A 19,955-nucleotide genomic window follows, 5' to 3' on the forward strand; every position below is an offset into this window, starting at 1 on the left:
CGCGCTGGCGCCTGGTTCACAAGGGGCCGAGCTGGTGCCGGCTGCGTGTGCGCCGTTCTGTCTGAGCGATTCCGGCATCTTCTTGATCCAGGCCTTATACGCGGGCGAGCCAGGAGTTCGGGTCCTGGCGGACCTGGTCGATCGCGCTCAGGGCGGCTCCGATCACCGCGGCGTCCGGCCCCAGCGGCGCCGGGCGCACCGAAACCGGCGCCCACCCCGACGTCAGCACCCGCCGGCCGAGCTCCCGTTCGATGCCCTCGATCAGCCAGGAGGCCAGGAGCGAATAGCTGCCGCCGAGCAGAACGGTGTCCACGTCGATGATGTTGATCAGCGCGGACAGGGCCACGCCCAGCGCGGTGCCGGCCCGCTCCAGAGCAGCGATGACCTCGGTGTCCCCCGCCGCCACCAGGGCGTCGATCGCCACCGCCGGGGCCGTGGCGGCGACCGCCGGGGCTCGGACCGCAACCGCCGCCTCCCGGGCAGCAACCGCTGCGGCCGGGGTGGCAAGAGCCGGAGCAGGGGCGGCAACCGCTGCGGCCGGGGTGGCAAGAGCCGGAGCAGGGGCGGCAACCGCTGCGGGCGGGGTGGCAAGAGCCGGAGCAGGGGCGGCAACCGCTGCGGGCGGGGTGGCAACCCCCGGGGCCTGGGCGGCGACCGGGACCGCTACGCCGAGGATCTGCCCCAGTCCGGCGTACTGCTGCAGGCAGCCGGTGGCGCCGCAGGCGCACGGCGGCCCGTCGCCGGCCACCGCGACGTGACCCAGCGAGCCGCCCCACCCGCGGGCGCCCCGCAGCAGCGACCCATCCAGAACTATCCCGGCGCCGATGTCGAACTCTCCGCTGACACATACGAAATTGCGCAGCGTGCCTGCGTACAGCTCCCCCAGCGCGGCCAGGCCCGCGTCGTTGTCGACCGCCACCGGGCCCAGCGCGGGCCGCAACGCGGCGCCGGCGTCCACATCCCGCCAGCCCAGGATCGGCGCGAACCGCACGACGCTGCCGTCCACGATCGGTCCGGGCGCCGCCAGGGTGGTGCCGACGACGGTGAGATCCTCGGCGGCCGCGGCCGCCATCGCGGCCCGGCCCATGCCGGCCAGGCTGGCCAGAGCGTCGGCGGCGACCGGCGGGCGCGGGGCGAAGGCCAGGTGCCGCACTGTGCCGGTCAGGTCGACCACGCACGCCGACAGCGTGTCCACCCGGATGTCCAGGCCGAGCCCGGCCGGCCCGGTCGGCGCCAGGCTCAGGCCGACTCGGGGCCGCCCGCTGTTCCCGGACCGCGACGGCCCGGCCTCCACGATCAACCCGCCGGTGAGCAGGTCGTCGACGATGCGCGAGATGGTCGGCCGGGTCAGCCCGGTGGCGACGGCGAGCTCGATCCGCGAGATCGGCGCCGGCGCGCCGACGATCTGCCGGAAGGTCAGCGAGAGGTTGTGGGCACGCAGGCTCTCCTGCCGTACGGGCGTGTCCGTGGCCGGCGCCACGCGATGCACCGGCCGGGTCACGACCCGAAGCCCTTCCAGCCGCCCGCCGGCGCGACCCGCCACCGCTGGTCGCCGGCGGTCATGACACCAGCCGGGACACCTAGGCGGCCGACTGTCGGTGCGGCCCGGCGCCGCTGGTCGCCGGCGGTCATGACACCAGCCGGGACACCTAGGCGGCCGACTGACGGTGCGGCCCGGCGCCGCTGGTCGCCGATGGTCATGACACCAGCTGGGACACGTAGGCGGCTGCCCGCGGATCGGTGAGCGTGCCGTCTGCGACCACCGTGACCACCCGCCGGGTCAGCGACTCGCCCGGCGCGAGGACCAGCGGCGCCTCCCAGGCCAGCGCCGAGCCGACGCCCAGATAGTCTCGGGTGCGCACGAACCAGCGGTCCTGCCGGGTGGCGGCGTCACCTCCGGCGAAGACCAGGGTCCAGCCCGGGGTGGCGACCGACAGCCACGGCGCGGAGCGGCCGTGCACGTCGGCGGAGACATGGCAGGGGTCGGGGGACGGGGCGCGCCAGAAGAAGCCGCCGTAGCCGGCGCCGGTGCGGCCGTGCGCGGCCGGGCTGCTGATCGGCAGCTCGCGGCCGGCGACGTTGGCGAGGGTGAAGGTGAAGTCGAGGGCCCATGCGGTGTCGTCCAGCGGCCGGGCCGAGATCAGCCGCCGCTCGGCGAGCAGCGACATGCCGTCGATGGCGTCCCAGCGCAACGCCTCGCTGAGCTGCGTCTCGTCGCGCCGCAGCCAGCGCACGTGCTGCTGGGTGCCCTGGTTGTCGAGCCAGGCCGGGCCGTGGCCGGGGAGGAAGGTGCGGCCGCCCCAGAAGTTGCTGCCGCCCACCTCGGCCACCGCGACGCCGGCCCCGAGATGGTGGCGGTGCGACGGCGGCATCAGCTCGGTGACCACCGCGCCGGCCAGGGTGCGGACCGGATGGAGGTACGGCCGGGGCGCGAGCCCGACCGGCACGTCGGGTTGCCACACGTAGTCGGCGACGGTCCGGTCGGCGAGGCGAAGGACGGCCGTGGCGTCACCGGTCACGCAAGCCTCCGGTCTGGTGGATCGGTACGCCAGCAGGATAGTCACCGCGCCTCGACGACGAAGGACGCGAAGTCGGCATGGCCTCCGCCCGCGCCGGGCCGAGCGGTGGCGAACAACCCGAGGGTGGCCCCGATCCAGCCACCGGGCGTGGCGGTGAAGCCGGCGTCGCCGCCGGAGACCGCGACCTCGGTCCCGTCGGCGGAGGTGGTCCGGGCGGCGAACCGGACGACGGCGCCGTCGTCGTCGACGGTGACCGACAGCCGCACCTCGGCCGCATCGGTCACCGGGATCGGCGTCATCAGGTCACGTTCCGGCCCGCCGGGCGCGTCGGCGGCACGGTAGGCGAGGACGGTCCCGCTCGGCCGGTGCTCAAGACCGATCCACGCGTACGTCGTACCCCGTACCACCAAACCGGCCCGCGACCCGGCCGGCGCCGCAAGCCGCACCGTGGTTTCCGCGCGGAAGCGCGGGCCGGGCAGCCGTTGCCCGAGCACGTTCGGCACCGCACGCAGATCCCCGGAGGGCCACGGCACGCAGGCCAGCCGCAGTCCGTCGCCGGGGTCGCCGGTCCCGCGGCGGCCGTTGCTCCCGGCCCGGTTGAGCAGCCAGCCGGGCTGCGGGTTGGCCGGCCATGTCCATTGCGGTCCGGGCACTCCGCCGGCGAAGCAGTCGCCGGTGGGCGGCGCGCACACCGGCGCGCCCTGCAGCGGCTTGCGGTGCCGGGTCACCGGTTCCCCGTGGTGCCCGATCACCGGCCAGCCGTCGTCGTCCATGGTCACCGGTTGCAGGTGCACGACCCGGCCGTACGCGCTGAGGTCCTGGAAGTGCAGGAACCAGTCGTCCACCCAGGCGCCCTGGTGCGGCCCGTTGATGTCGGTCCCGCCCTGGGACAGGACGATCCGCGGCTCGTAACGTCCGAGGACGCTGCTCGACCGCATCGCGTACTGCCAGCCGTTCGCCACTCCGCCGGCCGGCGCGAAGAGCCAGTACCAGCCGTCGCGGCGGTACCACTTGGGGCCTTCGAGGGTGTAGCAGCCGGGGATGGTCGCGCCGTCGACCAGAACCACGCCGGTGTCGAGCGGGCGGGTCAGGCCGGGCGTCATCCGGTACGCGGTGAGCCGATTGTTGACGCCCGCCCGGCTCTTCGCCCACGCGTGCACGAGATAAGCACTGCCGTCGGCGTCCCACAGCGGGCACGGGTCGATGAGCCCGCGGCCGGCCAGGATCAGCCGCGGCGGCGTCCAGGGCCCGCGCGGGTCGGCCGCCGTGGTGACGTAGATGCCGTGGTCCGGGTCGGGATAGACGATCCAGAACCGGCCGGCGTGATGCCGCAGCGCCGGCGCCCACACCCCGCACCCGGGCTGCGGCGTGGCGTAGACGGCCTCCGGCACCAGCCGGGCGAGCGCATGGCCGACGAGCTCCCAGTTGACCAGGTCGGTGGAGCGCAGGATGGGCAGTCCGGGCACCCGGTTGAAGCTGGACGCGATCAGGTAGAAGTCGCGTCCGACCCGGACGACGTCGGGGTCGGACCAGTCGCCGAACAGCACCGGGTTGCGATAGCAGCCGTCGCCGGTGTCAGCGACCCACGGCGCGCTCACACACCACCCGCCCCATGACCGTAAGGCGCACTGACGTCTGCCTCTGCCTCGGCCAGCAGGGCCTCCGTGGGTGGGCCGTCGGCTACCAGCACGGACAGCCGGCGGGTCAGGACGCCGCCGGTTTTGATCACCAGCGGCCGGTCCCACGCGATCGCCGAGCACACCCCCGCATAGTCCGAGGCCCGCACGAACCACGGATCAGCGTGCACGCCGGCCCGGAAGACCAGCGTCCACGTCGCCGCCTCGGACTCGCTGCCGGTCAGGACCACCCACGGCTGGCGGCTGCCGTGCGGGTCGCCGGTCGCCCCGTACGCCCGGACCTGCGCAAGCCCCGCCGGAGCGCGCCAGAAGAACCCGCCGTACCCCGCGCCGGCCCGGCCTCTTGCCCCGGGGCTGTCGATCACCAGGGCTGCGCCGTCGATGCCGCTGAGCGCGAACCCCACCCGCAGCAACCACGACGTGTCACCGACCGCCCGCACCGACAGTGACCGCTCCTCGCGGGCCAGTGGCGCTCCGTCGCGGCCGAGCCAGCAGATCTCCTGGACCAGGCGGTCGTCGGAGCGATGCAGCCACCGGGTATGCCGTTGCCGTCCGTGGTCGTCGAGCCCGACCGGGCCGCGGCCGGCCACATAGGTGCGCCCGCCCCAGAAGTTTGCCTGGTTGAGCACCGGGATCGCGACGCTCGCGCCGAGGTGGTGCTCGTGGTCGGCGGGCCGGAAGCCGGTGACCGTGGTGCCGCCGAGGGTGGTCACCGGGTGCAGGTAGGGCCGCGGCGAGACGGCGGCCGGCAGGTCCGGGTCCCAGACGTAGCGGGCCACCGTACGCCCGGCGCAGATCAGGTTCTCGGACGACATAGCCGGTGAAGCTACCGGCGCTGCGACGGTTACGTCAACGTCTGTAACAAATTTGCGTTACCTGAATAAGTCGAGGTGGGACACCTGTTGACATGGACGGCGTTCGATAGATAAAACACTGAAACAAATTGATGAAGGAGAATTGATCGTGAACACTGTGAACCGGCGCGATGCGCTGAAGATCGCGGGCCTGGCCGGGCTGGCGGCCGCCACGAGCGCCTGCGGCCGCGGGTTCGGCGGGGGCGGCGGCGACAAGGGCGACGCGGTCGAGCTGAACATGGTCTGGTGGGGTGACTCCGCGCGCGCCGAGAAGACGCAGAAGGCTCTCGATCTGTTCCAGAAGGCTCATTCCGGCATTCGCGTACGCACCGAATATCAGGACTCGTCGCCCTACAAGGACAAGCTGGTCACCCGCTTCGCCGCCGGTGATCCGCCGGACCTGATGGCGATGCGTATCGACAGCCTCCGGGAGTACGCGGGCCGCGGTGCTCTGCTGGATCTCGCGAAGGAGAACACGCTCGACCTCTCCGGCCTCACCGACCCGGCCCGCGCCCTCGGCATCGTCGGCGACAAGAACTTCGGGGTGCCGTCGGGGCTGAACACGATCGGCGTCGTCATCGACAAGGCCCTGACCGACAAGTACGGCGTGCCGATCCCGGACGGCAACGCGTGGTCGTGGTCCGACCTCGCCGCGTTCGCCAAGCAGGTCACGCAGGCCAGCGGCGGCAAGGTCTACGGGACGAACTTCGAGGTGTGGACGATCGCCAACCTGATCGTCTGGACCCGCCAGCACGGCGAAGACTTCTACACCGCGGACGGCAGCCTCGGCGTGACCGAGAAGACCGTGACCGAGTGGTTCGCGATGGTGCAGAAGATGCGCGCCGACAAGGGCTTCCCGCCGGCCGGCTTCATCGACCCCAACGGCGGCGCCTCGCCGGCCCAGTCCTATCTGGCCAAGAAGTCGATCGCGTCGCAGATCATCCCGACCAACAACTTCCTCAACTACAACAAGGTCTGCGGCGGGCAGCTCCAGCTGCTGCGGATCCCCGGCGAGTCCCAGGCCACCCGGCGCGGGCAGTCGATCGACACGCCGGCGCTGTGGTCGGTGGCGGCGAAGTCGAAGCACCCGAAGGAGACGCTGGTCCTGCTGAACTTCCTGGTGAACGACGTGGCCGGGGCGAAGGCGGCCGGCACCACCCGGGGCGTTCCGGCCAGCCAGGTGGTGGCCAAGGCGATCGCGCCGGAGCTGGAGCCCGATGACCAGCGGGCCACTCAGTACCTCACCGACCTGCAGAGCGAGAAGCTCCCGCCGTCGTACTCCTATCCGATCGGCGCCAGCAAGCTCACCAACATCCTCAAGTCGATCAGCACCGAGGTCGAGTTCGGCCGCAAGACTCCCGCGGCCGGCGCCACCGAGTTCGTCGGCCAGGCCAAGAAGGCTCTGACGGCGTGAAAGCCGGACGACAGGACCGGGCGGCGTACCTGTTCCTGCTGCCCTGGCTGATCGGCATCGTGTTCACGGTCGGCCCGTTCCTGGTCTCGCTCTACCTCGCGTTCACCGACTACAACCTGCTCACTCCCCCACATTGGTCGGGCCTGGCCAACGTCAAGGAGATGTTCGGCGACGCCACCCTGCACCAGTCGCTGCGCGTCACGTTCATCTACACGCTGGTCTCGGTGCCGCTCTCGCTCGCTGCGGCCCTCGCGGTCGCGATGATCCTGCATCGAGGGGTACGGGGTCTGGCGATCTACCGCAGCGTCTACTACCTGCCGTCCCTGCTCGGCAGCAGCGTCGCGATCGTCATGTTGTGGCGCTACCTGTTCGGCTATCAGGGCGTGGTCAACCAGTTCCTCGGCTGGCTCGGCATCCAGGGGCCGGGCTGGACGTCCGATCCGCACTACGCGCTGAGCACCCTGATCCTGCTGCACGTGTGGACGTTCGGCTCGCCGATGGTGATCTTCCTGGCCGGGCTGAAGCAGATCCCGGCCATGTATTACGAGGCCGCCGCGATGGACGGCGCGTCGGGCTGGCGGCAGTTCCGGTCGGTGACGCTGCCGCTGCTCAGCCCGATCATCTTCTTCAACCTGGTGCAGTCGATGATCGCGTCGTTCCAAACCTTCACCCAGGGTTACGTGATGAGCGGCGGCACCGGCGGCCCGGCCGAGTCGACCCTGTTCTCGAACCTCTACCTCTACCAGAAGGGCTTCGGCGAGCTGGACATGGGCTACGCGTCCGCGATGGCGTGGCTGCTCCTGGTGATCGTCGCTGGATTCACCGCGGTCAACTTCCTGGCCGCCCGTTATTGGGTCTTCTATGAGAACTAACTGGCTGCGCTATCTCGCGTTGACCGCGGTCGGCGCCCTCATGATGTATCCGCTGCTCTGGCTCGTCTCCAGCTCGCTCAAATCGAGCAACACCGTCTTCACCGACGAGGGCCTGTGGCCGCACCACTGGGCGCCGGGCAACTACGCCCGCGGCTGGACGTCGCTGCCCGAGTCGTTCGACGTCTACCTGATCAACTCGCTGATCATCGTGACGCTCAGCATCGTCGGCAATCTGATGTCGTGCTCGCTCGCCGCGTACGCCTTCGCCCGCCTCAGATTCACCGGCCGGCGGCTGTTCTTCGCGCTGATGCTCGGCACGATGATGCTGCCCGGGCACGTCCTGACGATCCCGCGGTACGTGCTGTTCGACAAGCTGGGCTGGCTGAACACGTACTACCCGTTGCTGGTTCCGCATTTCCTGGCCACCAACGGCTTCTACATCTTCCTGATGGTGCAGTTCATGCGGTCGCTGCCGACCGAGCTGGACGACGCGGCCCGGATCGACGGCTGCGGCCCGTTCCGCACGTTCTGGAAGGTGATCATGCCGCTGTGCCTGCCGGCGTTCGCCACCACCGCGATCTTCACGTTCATCGCGGTGTGGAACGAGTTCTTCGAACCACTTCTCTATCTCACCGACCCGAACCTCTACACGGTGCCGCTGGCCCTGCGGCAGTTCATGGACTCCGAGGGCCAGAGCCAGTGGGGCGAGATGTTCGCGATGTCGTTCGTCTCTCTCGCCCCGGTCATCGGCTTCTTCATCGCCGGGCAGAAATACCTGGTCAAGGGCATCGCCACCACGGGGCTCCGATAGATGTGTCGCCTGCCACCGGGCGACCGAGAAGGAAGGACCCACCATGGGAAGGAAACGGTTGCTTCTGGCGGCCCTGGCGCTGGTGATACCCGGCGTCGTGGTCGCGTCGCCCTCCCCGGCAGCCGCCGCTCCCGCGACCGGTGTCGCCTATCAGCTGAAGGTCACCAAGAGCGGCATGTGCATCGACGTCCCCGGTGCCTCGACCGCCAACAGTGCCCTGCTTCAGCAATGGGGCTGCACCGACAACTCGAAGTGGCAGCAGTTCACGCTGACCGCGAGCGGCTCCAACTACCTGCTGGTCAACGTCAACAGCGGCAAGTGCATCGACGTGCCGAACTACTCCACCACGTCGGGCACCCAGCTGCAGCAGTACACCTGCGTCTCGTCGCAGACCAACCAGCAATGGCAACTCGTCGCCAGCGGCACCGGCACCTACCAGATCGTCAACGTCGGCAGCGGGCTCTGCATCAGCGACGCCGGCGCCTCGACAGTGAGTGGTGCGGCGATCATCCAGGAGACCTGCACGGCGAACACCAACAAGCAGTGGGCGTTCGTGGCAGTCGGGTCCAGCACCGGGGCGGTTGTCGCGTCCGACGGCACCGGGAAGTACACGACCATCCAGGCGGCGGTCGACGCGGTGCCGGCGAACAACACCACCCGGCAGGTCATCACGATCAAGGCGGGCACCTATCGCGAGATCGTGACGATCCCGTCCACGAAGCCGTACGTCACGCTGCAGGGCCTCGGCTCGTCGGCGTCGCAGACGGTGATCGTGAACAACCACAGCTCGGCCGGCGGTTACGGCACGTCCGGCAGCGCGAGTGTGTTCGTCAACGGTCATGACTTCGCGGCCACCAACCTGACGATGTCCAACGATTACGGCGAGGGCAGCCAGGCAGTCGCGGTCAACGTCAACGCCGACCGGTCGGTCTTCAGCAACGTCCGGTTCCTCGGCGCGCAGGACACGCTGCTGGTCAACGCCTACCGCTCGTACTATGCCAATTCCTATGTGGAAGGCACCGTCGACTTCATCTTCGGCGGCGGCACCGCGGTCTTCAACGCCACTTCGATCTACGAGAAGCGCTCGACCGGCGGCCCGATCACGGCGGCCAAGACGGATGCGGGCGTGACCTACGGCTTCCTGTTCTACAAGTGCACGATCACCGGGGCCACGAACAACACCACCCAGCTCGGCCGGCCGTGGGGCGCCGACGCCCAGGTCCTCTACCGGGAGTCGTCGCTGAGCGCGACGATCGCGACCGCGCAGCCGTGGATCGACATGTCCAGCAACTCCTGGAAGAACGCGCGCTTCTTCGAATACAAGAACACCGGTTCGGGCGCGACCACCAACAGCAACCGGCCGCAGATGAGCGACTCGACCGCGGCGAACTACACCCCGCAGAAGTACCTGGCCGGCACGGACGGATGGAACCCGCTATGAGGAAACTTCTAGTACTCGTGCTACTCGCAGCGGCCGCGCTGGTCGGGACTTCTACATCGGCCTCCGCCGCACCTGCCACCGGCGCCGCCTATCAACTGAAAGTCACCAAGAGCGGGATGTGCATCGATGTCCCGAGCGCCTCGACCGCCAACAGCGCACTTCTACAACAGTGGGGCTGCACCGACGGCGCGAAGTGGCAGCAGTTCACGCTGACCGCGAGCGGCTCCAACTACCTGCTGGTCAACGTCAACAGCGGCAAGTGCATCGACGTGCCGAACTACTCCACCACGTCGGGCACCCAGCTACAGCAGTACACGTGCGTATCGAGTCAGACCAACCAGCAATGGCAGCTCGTCGCCAGCGGCACCGGCACCTACCAGATCGTCAACGTCGGCAGCGGACTCTGCATCAGTGACGCCGGCGCCTCGACCACGAGTGGTGCGGCGATCATCCAGGAAACCTGCTCCGCCAACACCAACAAGCAATGGGCCTTCGTGGCGATCGGCGGACGCACCTGGTCCAGCACCGCCGACGGCTTCGCCGCCGGGACCACCGGTGGCGCGGGCGGCACGACGGTCACCGTCACGACCTACGCCGACCTGCTGAAGTACGCGACGGCCAGCGCCGCCTACGTGATCAAGGTCAGCGGGACGATCACCGTGCCGACCTACGGGTACGAAATTCCGGTCACCAGCAACAAGACGATGATCGGGGTGGGCACCACCGGGCGGATCAAAGCCGGCGGATTCTTCCTCGGCGCCGGCGTCAAGAACGTCATCATCCGCAACCTCACCATCGGCGACACGGCGGTGGCGAGTGACGACCCGGACGACAAGGACTTCGACTACGACGGCATCCAGATGGACACCGCCGACCACGTCTGGATCGACCACAACACGTTCCAGAACATCAACGACGGTTACATCGACAGCCGCAAGGACACCAATTACGTGACGGTGTCCTGGAACCAGATGGGCAATCACAACAAGACGTTCGGCATCGGCTGGACCGACAACGTGATCGCCCGGATGACGATCCACCACAACTGGATCTACAACAGCAACCAGCGAAACCCCAGTGCCGACAATTTGCTGTACGCCCACCTCTACAACAACTACCTGCAGAACGTCACCAGCTACGGCAACTACTCGCGTGGCGCCACCAAGATGGTGATCGAGAACAGTTACTTCGACACCGTCAAGGACCCGTTCTACCCCGACTCGACGGCTCAGCTGAAGCAGAGCGGCAGCATCATGGTGAACTGCACGGGTAACCAGACGACGCTCGGTTCCGCGTTCACGCCGAGCAGTTTCTACTCGTACACCTTGGATGCGGCTTCCGCCGTACCGTCGCTGGTGAAAACCTATTCCGGCCCGCAGGCCAATATTTCCTGAAGCGAAGCCGGCCGGAGCGAAAGCTCCGGCCGGCCCGTTTCTCAGCTCTTGCAGTGGGAGTCCAGGTCCTTGCCGAGGGTCTGGAAATCCTTCTTCAGGAACGTCTCGGGCTTGCTGGACTTCGCGCCCGCGGCGAGCTCGTCGGCGGTCTTCTGCACGGCCGCCTTCAGCTCCGGGTCGCTGATCTGCGGCGCCTCGGCGGCCACCTTCTCGGACATCGCGCGGAACCGGGTCCGCATGTTGTCGTCGACCTTCTTGCGGCTCCAGTGCTCGTCGATCGACTTGACCGCGTCGTCGGCGATCCCCACGCTGCCGTCGATCACGATCTTGATGACCGCGGAACAGGTCTCGGTGGACGCCGGTCCACTGGGCGACAGCGCGGCCGAGGGCGATGGAACCGGAGCGGTAGCGACCGGGGCCGCCTCCGGCGTGCTCTTGTCGTCGCAGCCGGCGGCCAGCGCGGCGACGGTTACCAGGACAAGCGGCAGAACGCCGCGAAAACGACGAGACATCGGAACTCCCCCGTGGCCGGATCTTTCGGCGCGGAGCATAACCGCCGCCGTCGATGTCCCGCCTTCCGTTATCCGGCCGCCGGCCTTGACATCGGCCGGCCGGCGTGGTGACCATGCGGTTCACCGGGAGGTGGCTCCATGCAGACCGTCATCGCCGATCTTCATTTCGCCGAGGCGCCGCGCTGGCACGACGAGCGGCTCTGGTTCTCCGACTTCTACGGCGGCCTGGTGCGGTCGGCGCGGGCGGACGGCTCGGACATCCGGGTCGAGGCCACCGTGCCGGAGCAGCCGTCCGGGCTGGGCTGGCTGCCGGACGGCCGCCTGCTCGTGGTCTCGATGCGCGACCGGAAGATCCTGCGCCGCGAACAGGACGGTTCGCTGGTGGTGCACGCCGACCTCGGCGGCCACGCCACCGGGCACCTCAACGACATGGCGGTCGACGATCAGGGCCGGGTCTATGTCGGCAACTTCGGCTTCGACCTGATGGGAGGCGCGCCGCTGGCCCCGGCGTCGCTGCACCGCGTCGATCCGGACGGCGGCGTCACCGAGGTGGCCGACGACCTGTGGTTCCCGAACGGCTCGGTGCTCACCGACGGTGGGGTGCTGCTGGTCAACGAGACCTTCGGCAACCGGGTCACCGCCTTCGACCTGACCCCGGACGGGGAGCTCACCAACCGGCGGGTCTGGGCGCAGTTCGGCCCGCTGCCGACCGAGCGCGAGTTCGAGAAGGTCCTCCCCCAGCTCGTGGTCGCCCCCGACGGCGCGTGCCTCGACCCGGCGGGCGCGCTGTGGATCGCCGACGCGACCGGCTCGCGGCTCCTGCGCGTCGTCGAGGGCGGCACGATCACCGACGAGATCCGGCCGGGCACGCCGGTCTACGCCTGCGCGTTCGGCAACAACACCCTGTTCGCGTGCGCCGCCCCCGACTTCTTCGAGCACGCGCGCCGGGCCGTCCGCGAGGGCCACATCATCGCGATCCCCGTCTGAGAGGGCCGGGCCCGGCCGCGTGACCGGGCCCGGACCGTTCAGCTGGCCGTGCAGGTGATGGCCGGGGTGGTGGCGGTGCCGTTGGCGAGGAAGCCGAACTGGGCGGTGCCACCGGCGGCGAGCGCGCCGTTCCACGAGACGTTGCGAACGGTGGCGGCCGAGCCGCTGGTGCTCAGCTCACCGTTCCACGCCTGGCTGATCGTCTGGCCGCTGCCGAGCGTCCAGGTGACCGTCCAGCCGCCGATCGCGCTGCCGCCCGCCTTGACCGTGACCTGCCCCTGGAAGCCACCCGACCAGGTGCTCGTGGTCTGGTAGGTCGCGGAGCAGCCCGCGGCGGCGGGAGTGGGCGTAGGCACGGTGGCCGGCGGGGTGGTGGTCGGCGCGGTCGTCGGCACCGTCGTGGTGGGGGCCGTGGTCGGGACCGTGGTGGGCGCTGTCGTCACCGGCGGGTTCGGCGCCGAGCCGGCCAGGCTGTAGGCCAGGTCCGGCTGGAACGAGCCGGCCGCGTACTTGCAGCCGTCCGCCTCGCCCGGCGGCTTCACCCACAGGTAGGCGTCGATGTTGGCGTCACCGGTGGCGATGGTCGGGTAGGAACCGATCCGCCGGTCGGTGTTGTCGTCGCCGCACCAGTCACCGGACGCGCCGCCGTTGCGGCTGGTGTCGATGACCTGACGCTTGCCCGAGACACCCTGCCCGGACAGCGCCGACAGGACCGAGCGGCCGAAGGCGGCCTCGTTCGCGGTCGAGTTGAAGTTCGACACGTTCGAATAGAAGCCGTCCGCGTCGGCCACGCCCGCCGCGACGAGTCGCGACGCCTGGACGCTCGCCGCGTTCCACGCCGAGTGGCCGGCGTCGAGGTAGACCTTGGCGTTCGGGTTGGCGCCCTTGAGCGTCTGCGTGGCGGTGCGCAGAGCCGCGTCCCGGGCTTGGATCTCGCTGCTGCTCAGGCAGGTCTGCAGCGCGATCGAGTCGGGCTCGAGGAGGATCAGCACGGTCTGGCTGCCGAGCCCGCGGGCGATGTTGTCGACCCAGGTCTGATAGGTGGCGAGATCGGGCGCGCCGCCCGCGCTGGCGCCACCGCAGTCCCGGTTGGGGATCCCGTAGAGGGTGAGCTGCGGGATCTGCCCGGCCGCGGTGGCCGCGCCGACGTACGAGGTGACCTCGGCCTGGACGGTGCCGAGGTTGAACGACGACAGCCAGCGGGACGACGGCTGACTCGCGACCTTGTCGCGGATCACCGCCGTACGCGAATCGTTGGGGTTGGCCGTGACCCAGCGGGCGACGGCGGTGTCGGAGTCGCGGTAGAGAGCGCCGCTGATCGTGCCGGCCGAGGCGGTGCCGCCGGCGAGGGTCCAGGCGCCGGCGGCTGCGGTGGCGCAGACGGCGGCGAGTCCGGCGGTGGTCAGCCGTCGGCGAGCGGGGGAGGTGGCGGGGAGAGGGGACACGGACCTTCCTTCCGAGGTGAAGAGACATCCGTCAATGGGAGCGCTCCCAGACGGTAACCCGCCGGGAACGTCCGGGCAACACAGGTCCCGTCCTCAAGGGCCGATCGGCCCTGACCCCCCGGCCCCGGCGGCGACAGCATGGAGACCGAGGAGGCTGAGCATGAAAGCGCTGGTCGTTTACGAATCGATGTTCGGCAACACCGCGAAACTCGCCCGGGCGATCGCCGACGGGCTGTCCGAGACCGCCGAGGTGACCCTGACCGAGGTCAACGCCGCGCCCTCGGCGGCCGGCTTCGACCTGCTGGTCGTGGGCTCGCCCACGCACGCGTTCGGGCTCAGCCGCCCCGCCTCCCGCGAGGAGGCCGCCCGGCAGGGCGCCGAGCCGGGCCCGCTCGGCCTGCGCGAATACCTGGACACCTCGGTCCCGCTGCCGGGCGTCGCCGCGGCCGCGTTCTGCACCCGGATGAACAAGCCGATGTCCGGCTCGGCGGCCCGCAAATCCGCCAAGCGGCTGCGCCGGCTCGGCTGCCGGGTCGTGTCGACGCCGGCCGAGTTCCGGGTCAGCGGCACGACCGGCCCACTGCTGGAGAGCGAGGCCGACCGCGCCCGCACCTGGGCGACGAGCCTCCTCGCCCTCTCGACCACAAAAGAGCGGTCATGAGCGTCATCGTCGCCACCGACGGCACCGAGGCGGCCACCGTCGCGGTCACCTGGGCGGCCGCCGAGGCGCGCCGCCGCCGGGCGAGCCTGCGGATCGTTTATGCGTACGACAGCGACTGGCTCGAGTCCCGCTACGACATCGGCGCCGAATACCTCGACGTCGCCGAGTCCCTCGCCAAGGCGGTGGTCGCCGACGCGCGCGACCGGGCCCGGGCGGCCGTCCCCGACCTCTACATCGAGACCGACACCCGGCCCGGCCCGGCCATCCCCCGCCTGATCGAGTGGGCCGAGGGCGCCGACCTGCTGGTGCTCGGCAGCCGGGGCCGCGGCGGCTTCACCGGCATGCTGCTCGGCTCGGTCAGCCAGCGTCTGGCCACGCACGCGCCGTGCCCGGTCGCGGTGGTTCGCGACGGCGCATCCGGCGACGGCGCGGTGGTGGCCGGCGTCGACGACTCCCCCGCAGCCGGGCAGGTGCTGCCGACCGCGTTCGCGGCCGCCGCCGAGCGGGACACCACGCTCATCGTGATCCGCTCCTACCTGCCGGCCATCCCCCGGTGGCTGGCCGGCGTGCCGATGCCGCCGGCCGACGACCCGGCCGAGCGGTCCCGTCTCGAGGAGCAGCTCGCGCCGTGGCGGAAGCGGTACCCGCAGGTCCGGCTGGAGACGGTGCTGACGCACGACGGCGCGGCGGCCGCGCTCGTCGAGGCGACCAGGCACGCCGCGCTGACCGTCGTGGGCAGCCACGGCCACGGCACCGTTGCCGCGGCGCTACTGGGTTCGACCGTCCTGCAGTTGCTGCACCACGCCGACTGCCCGGTGATGGTCGTCCGTTGAGAGGTGGTGCAGGGCGTTCCGGGCGTGGATCTGCTGCGAGGTGGAGATCCGCTCGGAGCGCCCTCGCCCTAGGAAGCTGACCACCCAGTGCATCAGCGTGGTCACCTTGTTCTTGAACCCGATGAGATAGAACAGGTGCACGCCGATCCACCCGAGCCAGCCGAGCAGGCCGCTGAGGTGCAGTTTCCCCACGTTGGCGACGGCCGAGAAGCGCGAGATCGTGGCCATGTTGCCCTTGTCGAAATACGTGAACGGCTTCGTCACCGGTTTCCCGGCCAGCCGCCCCTTGATCACCTGGGCGGCGTAACGGCCGCCCTGCATGGCGACCTGGGCGACGCCCGGCAGGTTCTGCGCGGCCATGTCACCGACCACGAAGATCTCCGGATGGCCGGGCACGGTGAGGTCGGGCTCGACCACGATCCGCCCGGCCCGGTCGGCCGGCGCTCCGGTCGCGGCGGCCAGCCGGGTGGCCAGGCTGGGCGCTTTCACCCCGGCTGCCCAGATCTTGGTGTACGCCTCCACGCGCTCGCCACCGGCAACCGTGACGCCCGCCTCGTCGACATCCACGACACGCGTTCCCAGGCGTACCTCAACCTTCAGTTTCTTCAGGGTTTTCAGGGCGCTCGCCGACAGCTCCGGGTCGAACGCCGGCAGCACCCGATCGACCGCGTCCATCAGCACGATCCGGGTCTGCCCGAGGTCGGCGTGGTGGTACTGCCCCTTGAGGGCGCGCTGGGCGAGCTCGGCGATCTGCCCGGCCAGCTCCACCCCGGTCGGCCCGGCGCCGACGATCGCGAACGTCAGCCAGCGGCGCCGCTCGTCCTCGTCGTCGGCGATCTCGGCCATCTCGAACGCGTGGAAGATCCGGCTGCGGACCTCGAGCGCGTCGTCGATGTTCTTCAGCGACGGCGCATGCTCGGCGAAGGCCTCGTTGCCGAAGTATGAGTTCTGCGCGCCCGCGGCGATGATCAGCGAGTCGTACGGCACCCGCCGCTCGCGCCCGTCGAAGCCGCTGACCAGCACCTCGCGGGCGACCAGGTCGACATCGGTGACCCAGCCGAGCTGCACGTCGAGGTTGTCGTGCGCCTTGAAGATCTCCCGGATCGGCGGCGCCACCTCGCCCTCGGAGAGGATGCCGGTCGCGACCTGATAGAGCAGCGGCTCGAACAGGTGGTAATTGGTGGGGTTGATCAGGGTCACTCTCGCCGGCACGCGACGCAGCGTCTTGGTGGCGAAGAGTCCACCGAAGCCGGCGCCGACGACCACGACACGATGCTCAGTCATACAAACAGGACCGGCCGGCCCCGCGTTTTGTGACAGTGACGCCGCCCACTGCTTGTGATAGACATCCGACGTATGCCACCCGCCTCCCGCATCACCGCCGTCGAGACCCACGACATCCGCTTCCCCACCTCGCGGGACCTCGACGGCTCCGACGCCATGAACCCCGACCCGGACTACTCCGCGGCCTATGTCGTGGTGCGCACCGACGACCCCGACCGGCACGAGGGGCACGGTTTCGCGTTCACCATCGGGCGCGGCAACGACGTGCAGACCGCGGCGATCGCGGCATTGCGGCCCTATCTGGTCGGGCGGCCGGTCGAGGCGACGCTCGCCGACATGGGTGGGATCTGGCGGGAGCTGGTGCACGACTCGCAACTGCGGTGGCTCGGGCCGGAGAAGGGCGTCATGCACATGGCGATCGGCGCGGTGATCAACGCGCTGTGGGACCTACGGGCCAAACGGGCCGGGCTGCCGCTGTGGCAGCTGCTGTCGCGCCTGACGCCGGAGGAGATCGTGGATCTGGTCGACTTCCGGTACCTCACCGACGCGCTCACCCGCGACGAGGTCCTGCTGATCCTGCGGCGCGCCGAATCCGGTCGTGCGCAACGCGAGGACGAGATCCTGCGGAGCGGCTATCCGGCCTACACGACCTCGCCCGGCTGGCTCGGCTACGACGACGAGAAGCTGCGGCGGCTGTGCCGGGAGGCGGTCGGGGAGGGCTTCCGGCTGATCAAGCTCAAGGTCGGCGCCGATCTCGACGACGACCTGCGGCGGCTGCGGATCGCGCGGGAGGTGTGCGGCCCGGACATCCGGATCGCCGTGGACGCCAATCAGCGGTGGGACGTGCCGGTCGCGATCGAGTGGATTCGGGCGCTGGCCCCGTACGACATCTGGTGGGTGGAGGAACCGACCAGCCCCGACGACGTGCTCGGCCACGCGACGATCGCCAAGGCCATCGCGCCGATCCGGGTCGCCACCGGCGAGCACGTGCAGAACCGCATCGTCTTCAAACAGATGTTGCAGATCGGTGCGCTCAGCTATCTGCAACTCGACGCCGCCCGGGTCGCCGGGGTCAACGAGAACATCGCGATCCTGCTGCTGGCCGCGAAGTTCGGGGTGCCGGTCTGCCCGCACGCCGGCGGGGTCGGCCTGTGCGAGCTGGTGCAGCACCTGTCCATGTTCGACCACGTCGCCATCTCAACATCAATGCAGGACCGGACCATCGAGTACGTCGACCACCTGCACGAACACTTCGAGGACCCGGTGGTGATCCGCCACGGCCGCTACCTGGCGCCGACCGCCCCCGGATTCAGCGCGACCATGTCCCCCGCGTCCATCCAGGCGTTCACCTACCCGGAAAAGCCATGACACTTCCCTTCGGCCGGCTCGGGCTCGGCTGTGCGCAGCTCGGCAACCTCTACCGGGCCATCGGCGACGACGAGGCGACGGCCACGGTCGACGCGGCCTGGGACGCCGGGGTCCGGTACTTCGACACCGCGCCGCACTACGGGCTCGGGCTTTCCGAGCGGCGGCTCGGCGCCGCGCTGCGGAAACGACCCCGGGAGGAGTACGTGGTGAGCACCAAGGCCGGCCGCCTCCTGGTGCCGGACGACTCCCCCGCCGCCGGCCGCGACCCGGACCTGTTCGACGTGCCGGCCACCCACCGGCGGGTGTGGGACTTCAGCGCCGACGGGGTGCGCCGGTCGCTGGCCGAGAGCCTGGAGCGGCTCGCCCTGGACCGCGTCGACCTGCTGCTGCTCCACGACCCGGAGGGCCACGCCGGTGAGGCGATCGAATCGGCCTACCCGGCAGCGGAACGGCTGCGGGCGGAGGGCGTCGTGCGGGCGATCGGCGTCGGCTCGATGGACGTGGCCGTCCTGACCCGGTTCGCCGCCGAGACCGACGTCGACGTGCTGATGGTGGCCGGGCGCTACACGCTGCTGGATCAGCCGGCCCTCGACGCGCTCCTGCCGCTGTGCTCGCGGCGGGGCATCACGGTGCTCAACGCCGCGGTGTTCAACGGCGGCCTCCTCGCCGAGGACCGGCCGCACCGCGAGCTGCCCTATCAGTACGAGCACGCGCCCGCGACGGTGGTGGAACGCGCTTCGGCGATGGCTGCCGTCTGCGAGCGCCACGGCACCACGCTGCCGGCCGCCGCCCTGCATTTCGCGAGCGCCCATCCCGCCATCGCCGCGGTCGTGGCCGGCGCCCAGGGCCCCGAGCAGTCGAGACGCAACGCCGGGCTGGCTTTCGGCCCGCCGCCGCCCGCGACGCTGTGGCCCGACCTGATCGACCGCGGCCTGCTGCGCGCCGACGCCCCGGTCCCGGCCGGCGCCGCATGACGATCGTCGACGCGCACCACCACCTGTGGCGGACCGACCAGGGCTACGACTGGCTGGACGAGCCGGCGCTGGCCCCCATCCGCCGGAACTTCACGCCGGCCCAGCTGAGCGCCGAGCTGGCCGCGGCCGGCGTCGGCCGCTCGATCCTGGTCGAGGGCGGCCGGTGCGACACCGCCGAGGCGGCGATCCTGTTCGCCCACGCCGCGGCCACCCCGGCGATCGCCGGGGTCGTCGCCTGGGCCGACCCCGAGGACCCGTCGCTGGCCGCGACCGTGGCCGGCTACCGCAACCTGCCGGGCGGGCACCTCCTGGTCGGGCTCCGCTCGCAGATCCAGTCGGAGGCCGACCCGGGCTATCTCGATCGCCCCGCAGTTCGCGACGGGCTGGCGCTCATCGGCTCGCTCAGCCTGGCCTTCGACCTGGTGATCCGCGCCGATCAGCTGCCGTCCGCGGCCCGCTGCGCGCAGGCCCTGCCGTCGGTGCGCTTCGTGCTCGACCACCTCGGCAAGCCGCCGATCCGCACCGGCGAGGGCTTCGCCCGCTGGGCGGCCGGCCTGACGGCGCTGGCCGCCTGCCCGCAGGTGACCGCGAAGCTGTCCGGCCTGGTGACCGAGGCGGACTGGGAACGCTGGTCGGTGGACGACCTGCGCCCGGCCGTCGAGGTCGCATTCGAGGCCTTCGGGAGCGAGCGCCTGATGTTCGGCTCGGACTGGCCGGTGTGCACGCTGGCCACCGGCTACGCCGAATGGCTCACCGCGCTGACCGCGATGATCCCGGCGGAAGCGCGCCCGGCGGTGTTCGAGCAGGTCGCCACCCGGACCTACGGCCTGGACCGCGGCTCGGATCTCGGCCCGGATCCTCGGCGCTGAATCCGCGGAAGCGCCGGGTCAACGGGAACACGGCCCCGGCGCCGCCGCAGGATGCCCCGGCGCCGATGGGGCGAGCGGCG

At 70.5% G+C, this 19,955-nt stretch carries 19 protein-coding genes; 11 read left to right on the top strand and 8 right to left on the bottom strand.

Features of this window, described 5'->3' with window-relative positions; genetic code table 11:
- Positions 1 to 94: 94 nt before the first annotated feature.
- Genes AB0E90_RS23310 through AB0E90_RS23330 form a run of 5 tightly spaced genes read right to left on the bottom strand, consistent with a single transcriptional unit; the run spans position 95 to position 4,971 of the window.
- Complete coding sequence (locus tag AB0E90_RS23310) at positions 95 to 1,480, bottom strand: ROK family transcriptional regulator (RefSeq protein ID WP_360409188.1); 1,386 nt, start codon at positions 1,478 to 1,480, stop codon at positions 95 to 97.
- A gap of 17 nt (positions 1,481 to 1,497) precedes the next feature.
- On the bottom strand, positions 1,498 to 1,701 hold the full coding sequence (locus tag AB0E90_RS23315) for a hypothetical protein (protein WP_360409191.1): 204 nt from the start codon (positions 1,699 to 1,701) through the stop codon (positions 1,498 to 1,500).
- Positions 1,698 to 2,519, bottom strand: coding sequence for a PmoA family protein (locus AB0E90_RS23320; RefSeq protein ID WP_360409194.1), 822 nt, complete (start codon positions 2,517 to 2,519; stop codon positions 1,698 to 1,700). The genes AB0E90_RS23315 and AB0E90_RS23320 overlap by 4 nt, the downstream gene beginning before the upstream one ends.
- Positions 2,520 to 2,560: 41 nt before the next feature.
- A complete protein-coding gene (locus AB0E90_RS23325; protein WP_360409197.1) occupies positions 2,561 to 4,117 on the bottom strand; it encodes a glycoside hydrolase 43 family protein in 1,557 nt (518 codons plus the stop codon).
- On the bottom strand, positions 4,114 to 4,971 hold the full coding sequence (locus AB0E90_RS23330) for a PmoA family protein (RefSeq protein ID WP_360409200.1): 858 nt from the start codon (positions 4,969 to 4,971) through the stop codon (positions 4,114 to 4,116). The genes AB0E90_RS23325 and AB0E90_RS23330 overlap by 4 nt, the downstream gene beginning before the upstream one ends.
- A gap of 148 nt (positions 4,972 to 5,119) precedes the next feature.
- Between AB0E90_RS23330 and AB0E90_RS23335 the strand changes: the two genes are divergently transcribed.
- From AB0E90_RS23335 to AB0E90_RS23355, 5 genes are read left to right on the top strand one after another with little or no spacing between them, the layout of a single operon-like run.
- Positions 5,120 to 6,424 carry an extracellular solute-binding protein gene (locus AB0E90_RS23335; RefSeq protein WP_360409203.1) on the top strand — a complete coding sequence of 435 codons (1,305 nt, stop codon included), beginning with the start codon at positions 5,120 to 5,122 and terminating at the stop codon, positions 6,422 to 6,424.
- On the top strand, positions 6,421 to 7,296 hold the full coding sequence (locus AB0E90_RS23340; protein ID WP_360409206.1) for a sugar ABC transporter permease: 876 nt from the start codon (positions 6,421 to 6,423) through the stop codon (positions 7,294 to 7,296). The genes AB0E90_RS23335 and AB0E90_RS23340 overlap by 4 nt, the downstream gene beginning before the upstream one ends.
- Entirely contained in the window at positions 7,286 to 8,107 is an 822-nt protein-coding gene (locus AB0E90_RS23345) for a carbohydrate ABC transporter permease (protein ID WP_360409209.1), read from the top strand. The genes AB0E90_RS23340 and AB0E90_RS23345 overlap by 11 nt, the downstream gene beginning before the upstream one ends.
- 43 nt (positions 8,108 to 8,150) lie before the next feature.
- Positions 8,151 to 9,548 carry a pectinesterase family protein gene (locus AB0E90_RS23350; protein ID WP_360409212.1) on the top strand — a complete coding sequence of 466 codons (1,398 nt, stop codon included), beginning with the start codon at positions 8,151 to 8,153 and terminating at the stop codon, positions 9,546 to 9,548.
- Positions 9,545 to 10,942 (top strand): RICIN domain-containing protein, encoded by a 1,398-nt coding sequence (locus AB0E90_RS23355; protein ID WP_360409215.1) that lies wholly within the window; start codon positions 9,545 to 9,547, stop codon positions 10,940 to 10,942. The genes AB0E90_RS23350 and AB0E90_RS23355 overlap by 4 nt, the downstream gene beginning before the upstream one ends.
- 41 nt (positions 10,943 to 10,983) lie before the next feature.
- Here AB0E90_RS23355 and AB0E90_RS23360 read toward each other — a convergent pair whose 3' ends face one another.
- Entirely contained in the window at positions 10,984 to 11,454 is a 471-nt protein-coding gene (locus AB0E90_RS23360; RefSeq protein ID WP_360409218.1) for a hypothetical protein, read from the bottom strand.
- A 138-nt stretch (positions 11,455 to 11,592) separates the two neighbouring features.
- Between AB0E90_RS23360 and AB0E90_RS23365 the strand changes: the two genes are divergently transcribed.
- A complete protein-coding gene (locus AB0E90_RS23365; RefSeq protein WP_360409220.1) occupies positions 11,593 to 12,441 on the top strand; it encodes an SMP-30/gluconolactonase/LRE family protein in 849 nt (282 codons plus the stop codon).
- 38 nt (positions 12,442 to 12,479) lie between these two features.
- Here AB0E90_RS23365 and AB0E90_RS23370 read toward each other — a convergent pair whose 3' ends face one another.
- On the bottom strand, positions 12,480 to 13,886 hold the full coding sequence (locus tag AB0E90_RS23370; RefSeq protein ID WP_360409223.1) for a glycoside hydrolase family 6 protein: 1,407 nt from the start codon (positions 13,884 to 13,886) through the stop codon (positions 12,480 to 12,482).
- A gap of 160 nt (positions 13,887 to 14,046) precedes the next feature.
- On the opposite strand from AB0E90_RS23370, the gene AB0E90_RS23375 reads away from it, so the two are divergent.
- Positions 14,047 to 14,547 carry a flavodoxin domain-containing protein gene (locus AB0E90_RS23375; protein WP_360409226.1) on the top strand — a complete coding sequence of 167 codons (501 nt, stop codon included), beginning with the start codon at positions 14,047 to 14,049 and terminating at the stop codon, positions 14,545 to 14,547.
- Entirely contained in the window at positions 14,544 to 15,380 is an 837-nt protein-coding gene (locus tag AB0E90_RS23380) for a universal stress protein (protein WP_360409229.1), read from the top strand. The genes AB0E90_RS23375 and AB0E90_RS23380 overlap by 4 nt, the downstream gene beginning before the upstream one ends.
- Here AB0E90_RS23380 and AB0E90_RS23385 read toward each other — a convergent pair.
- Complete coding sequence (locus tag AB0E90_RS23385; RefSeq protein WP_360409232.1) at positions 15,315 to 16,664, bottom strand: NAD(P)/FAD-dependent oxidoreductase; 1,350 nt, start codon at positions 16,662 to 16,664, stop codon at positions 15,315 to 15,317. The genes AB0E90_RS23380 and AB0E90_RS23385 overlap by 66 nt on opposite strands.
- A gap of 72 nt (positions 16,665 to 16,736) precedes the next feature.
- Between AB0E90_RS23385 and AB0E90_RS23390 the strand changes: the two genes are divergently transcribed.
- From AB0E90_RS23390 to AB0E90_RS23400, 3 genes are read left to right on the top strand one after another with little or no spacing between them, the layout of a single operon-like run.
- Positions 16,737 to 18,032 carry an enolase C-terminal domain-like protein gene (locus AB0E90_RS23390; RefSeq protein WP_360409235.1) on the top strand — a complete coding sequence of 432 codons (1,296 nt, stop codon included), beginning with the start codon at positions 16,737 to 16,739 and terminating at the stop codon, positions 18,030 to 18,032.
- Positions 18,029 to 19,006 (top strand): aldo/keto reductase, encoded by a 978-nt coding sequence (locus AB0E90_RS23395; RefSeq protein WP_360409238.1) that lies wholly within the window; start codon positions 18,029 to 18,031, stop codon positions 19,004 to 19,006. The genes AB0E90_RS23390 and AB0E90_RS23395 overlap by 4 nt, the downstream gene beginning before the upstream one ends.
- The gene (locus AB0E90_RS23400; protein ID WP_360409241.1) at positions 19,003 to 19,875 is read left to right on the top strand and encodes an amidohydrolase family protein; all 873 of its coding nucleotides are present in this window, start codon (positions 19,003 to 19,005) and stop codon (positions 19,873 to 19,875) included. The genes AB0E90_RS23395 and AB0E90_RS23400 overlap by 4 nt, the downstream gene beginning before the upstream one ends.
- Positions 19,876 to 19,955: the final 80 nt, after the last annotated feature.

The organism is Actinoplanes sp. NPDC026619 (genome assembly GCF_040638295.1).
GTDB lineage: Bacteria > Actinomycetota > Actinomycetes > Mycobacteriales > Micromonosporaceae > Actinoplanes.

Coding starts and splice junctions, on each gene's coding strand:
- AB0E90_RS23315 (WP_360409191.1), bottom strand. CDS start 1,701: ATGACCATCGGCGACCAGCGGCGCCGGGCCGCACCGTCAGTCGGCCGC.
- AB0E90_RS23330 (WP_360409200.1), bottom strand. CDS start 4,971: ATGTCGTCCGAGAACCTGATCTGCGCCGGGCGTACGGTGGCCCGCTAC.
- AB0E90_RS23345 (WP_360409209.1), top strand. CDS start 7,286: ATGAGAACTAACTGGCTGCGCTATCTCGCGTTGACCGCGGTCGGCGCC.
- AB0E90_RS23350 (WP_360409212.1), top strand. CDS start 8,151: ATGGGAAGGAAACGGTTGCTTCTGGCGGCCCTGGCGCTGGTGATACCC.
- AB0E90_RS23355 (WP_360409215.1), top strand. CDS start 9,545: ATGAGGAAACTTCTAGTACTCGTGCTACTCGCAGCGGCCGCGCTGGTC.
- AB0E90_RS23360 (WP_360409218.1), bottom strand. CDS start 11,454: ATGTCTCGTCGTTTTCGCGGCGTTCTGCCGCTTGTCCTGGTAACCGTC.
- AB0E90_RS23365 (WP_360409220.1), top strand. CDS start 11,593: ATGCAGACCGTCATCGCCGATCTTCATTTCGCCGAGGCGCCGCGCTGG.
- AB0E90_RS23375 (WP_360409226.1), top strand. CDS start 14,047: ATGAAAGCGCTGGTCGTTTACGAATCGATGTTCGGCAACACCGCGAAA.
- AB0E90_RS23380 (WP_360409229.1), top strand. CDS start 14,544: ATGAGCGTCATCGTCGCCACCGACGGCACCGAGGCGGCCACCGTCGCG.
- AB0E90_RS23385 (WP_360409232.1), bottom strand. CDS start 16,664: ATGACTGAGCATCGTGTCGTGGTCGTCGGCGCCGGCTTCGGTGGACTC.
- AB0E90_RS23390 (WP_360409235.1), top strand. CDS start 16,737: ATGCCACCCGCCTCCCGCATCACCGCCGTCGAGACCCACGACATCCGC.
- AB0E90_RS23395 (WP_360409238.1), top strand. CDS start 18,029: ATGACACTTCCCTTCGGCCGGCTCGGGCTCGGCTGTGCGCAGCTCGGC.
- AB0E90_RS23400 (WP_360409241.1), top strand. CDS start 19,003: ATGACGATCGTCGACGCGCACCACCACCTGTGGCGGACCGACCAGGGC.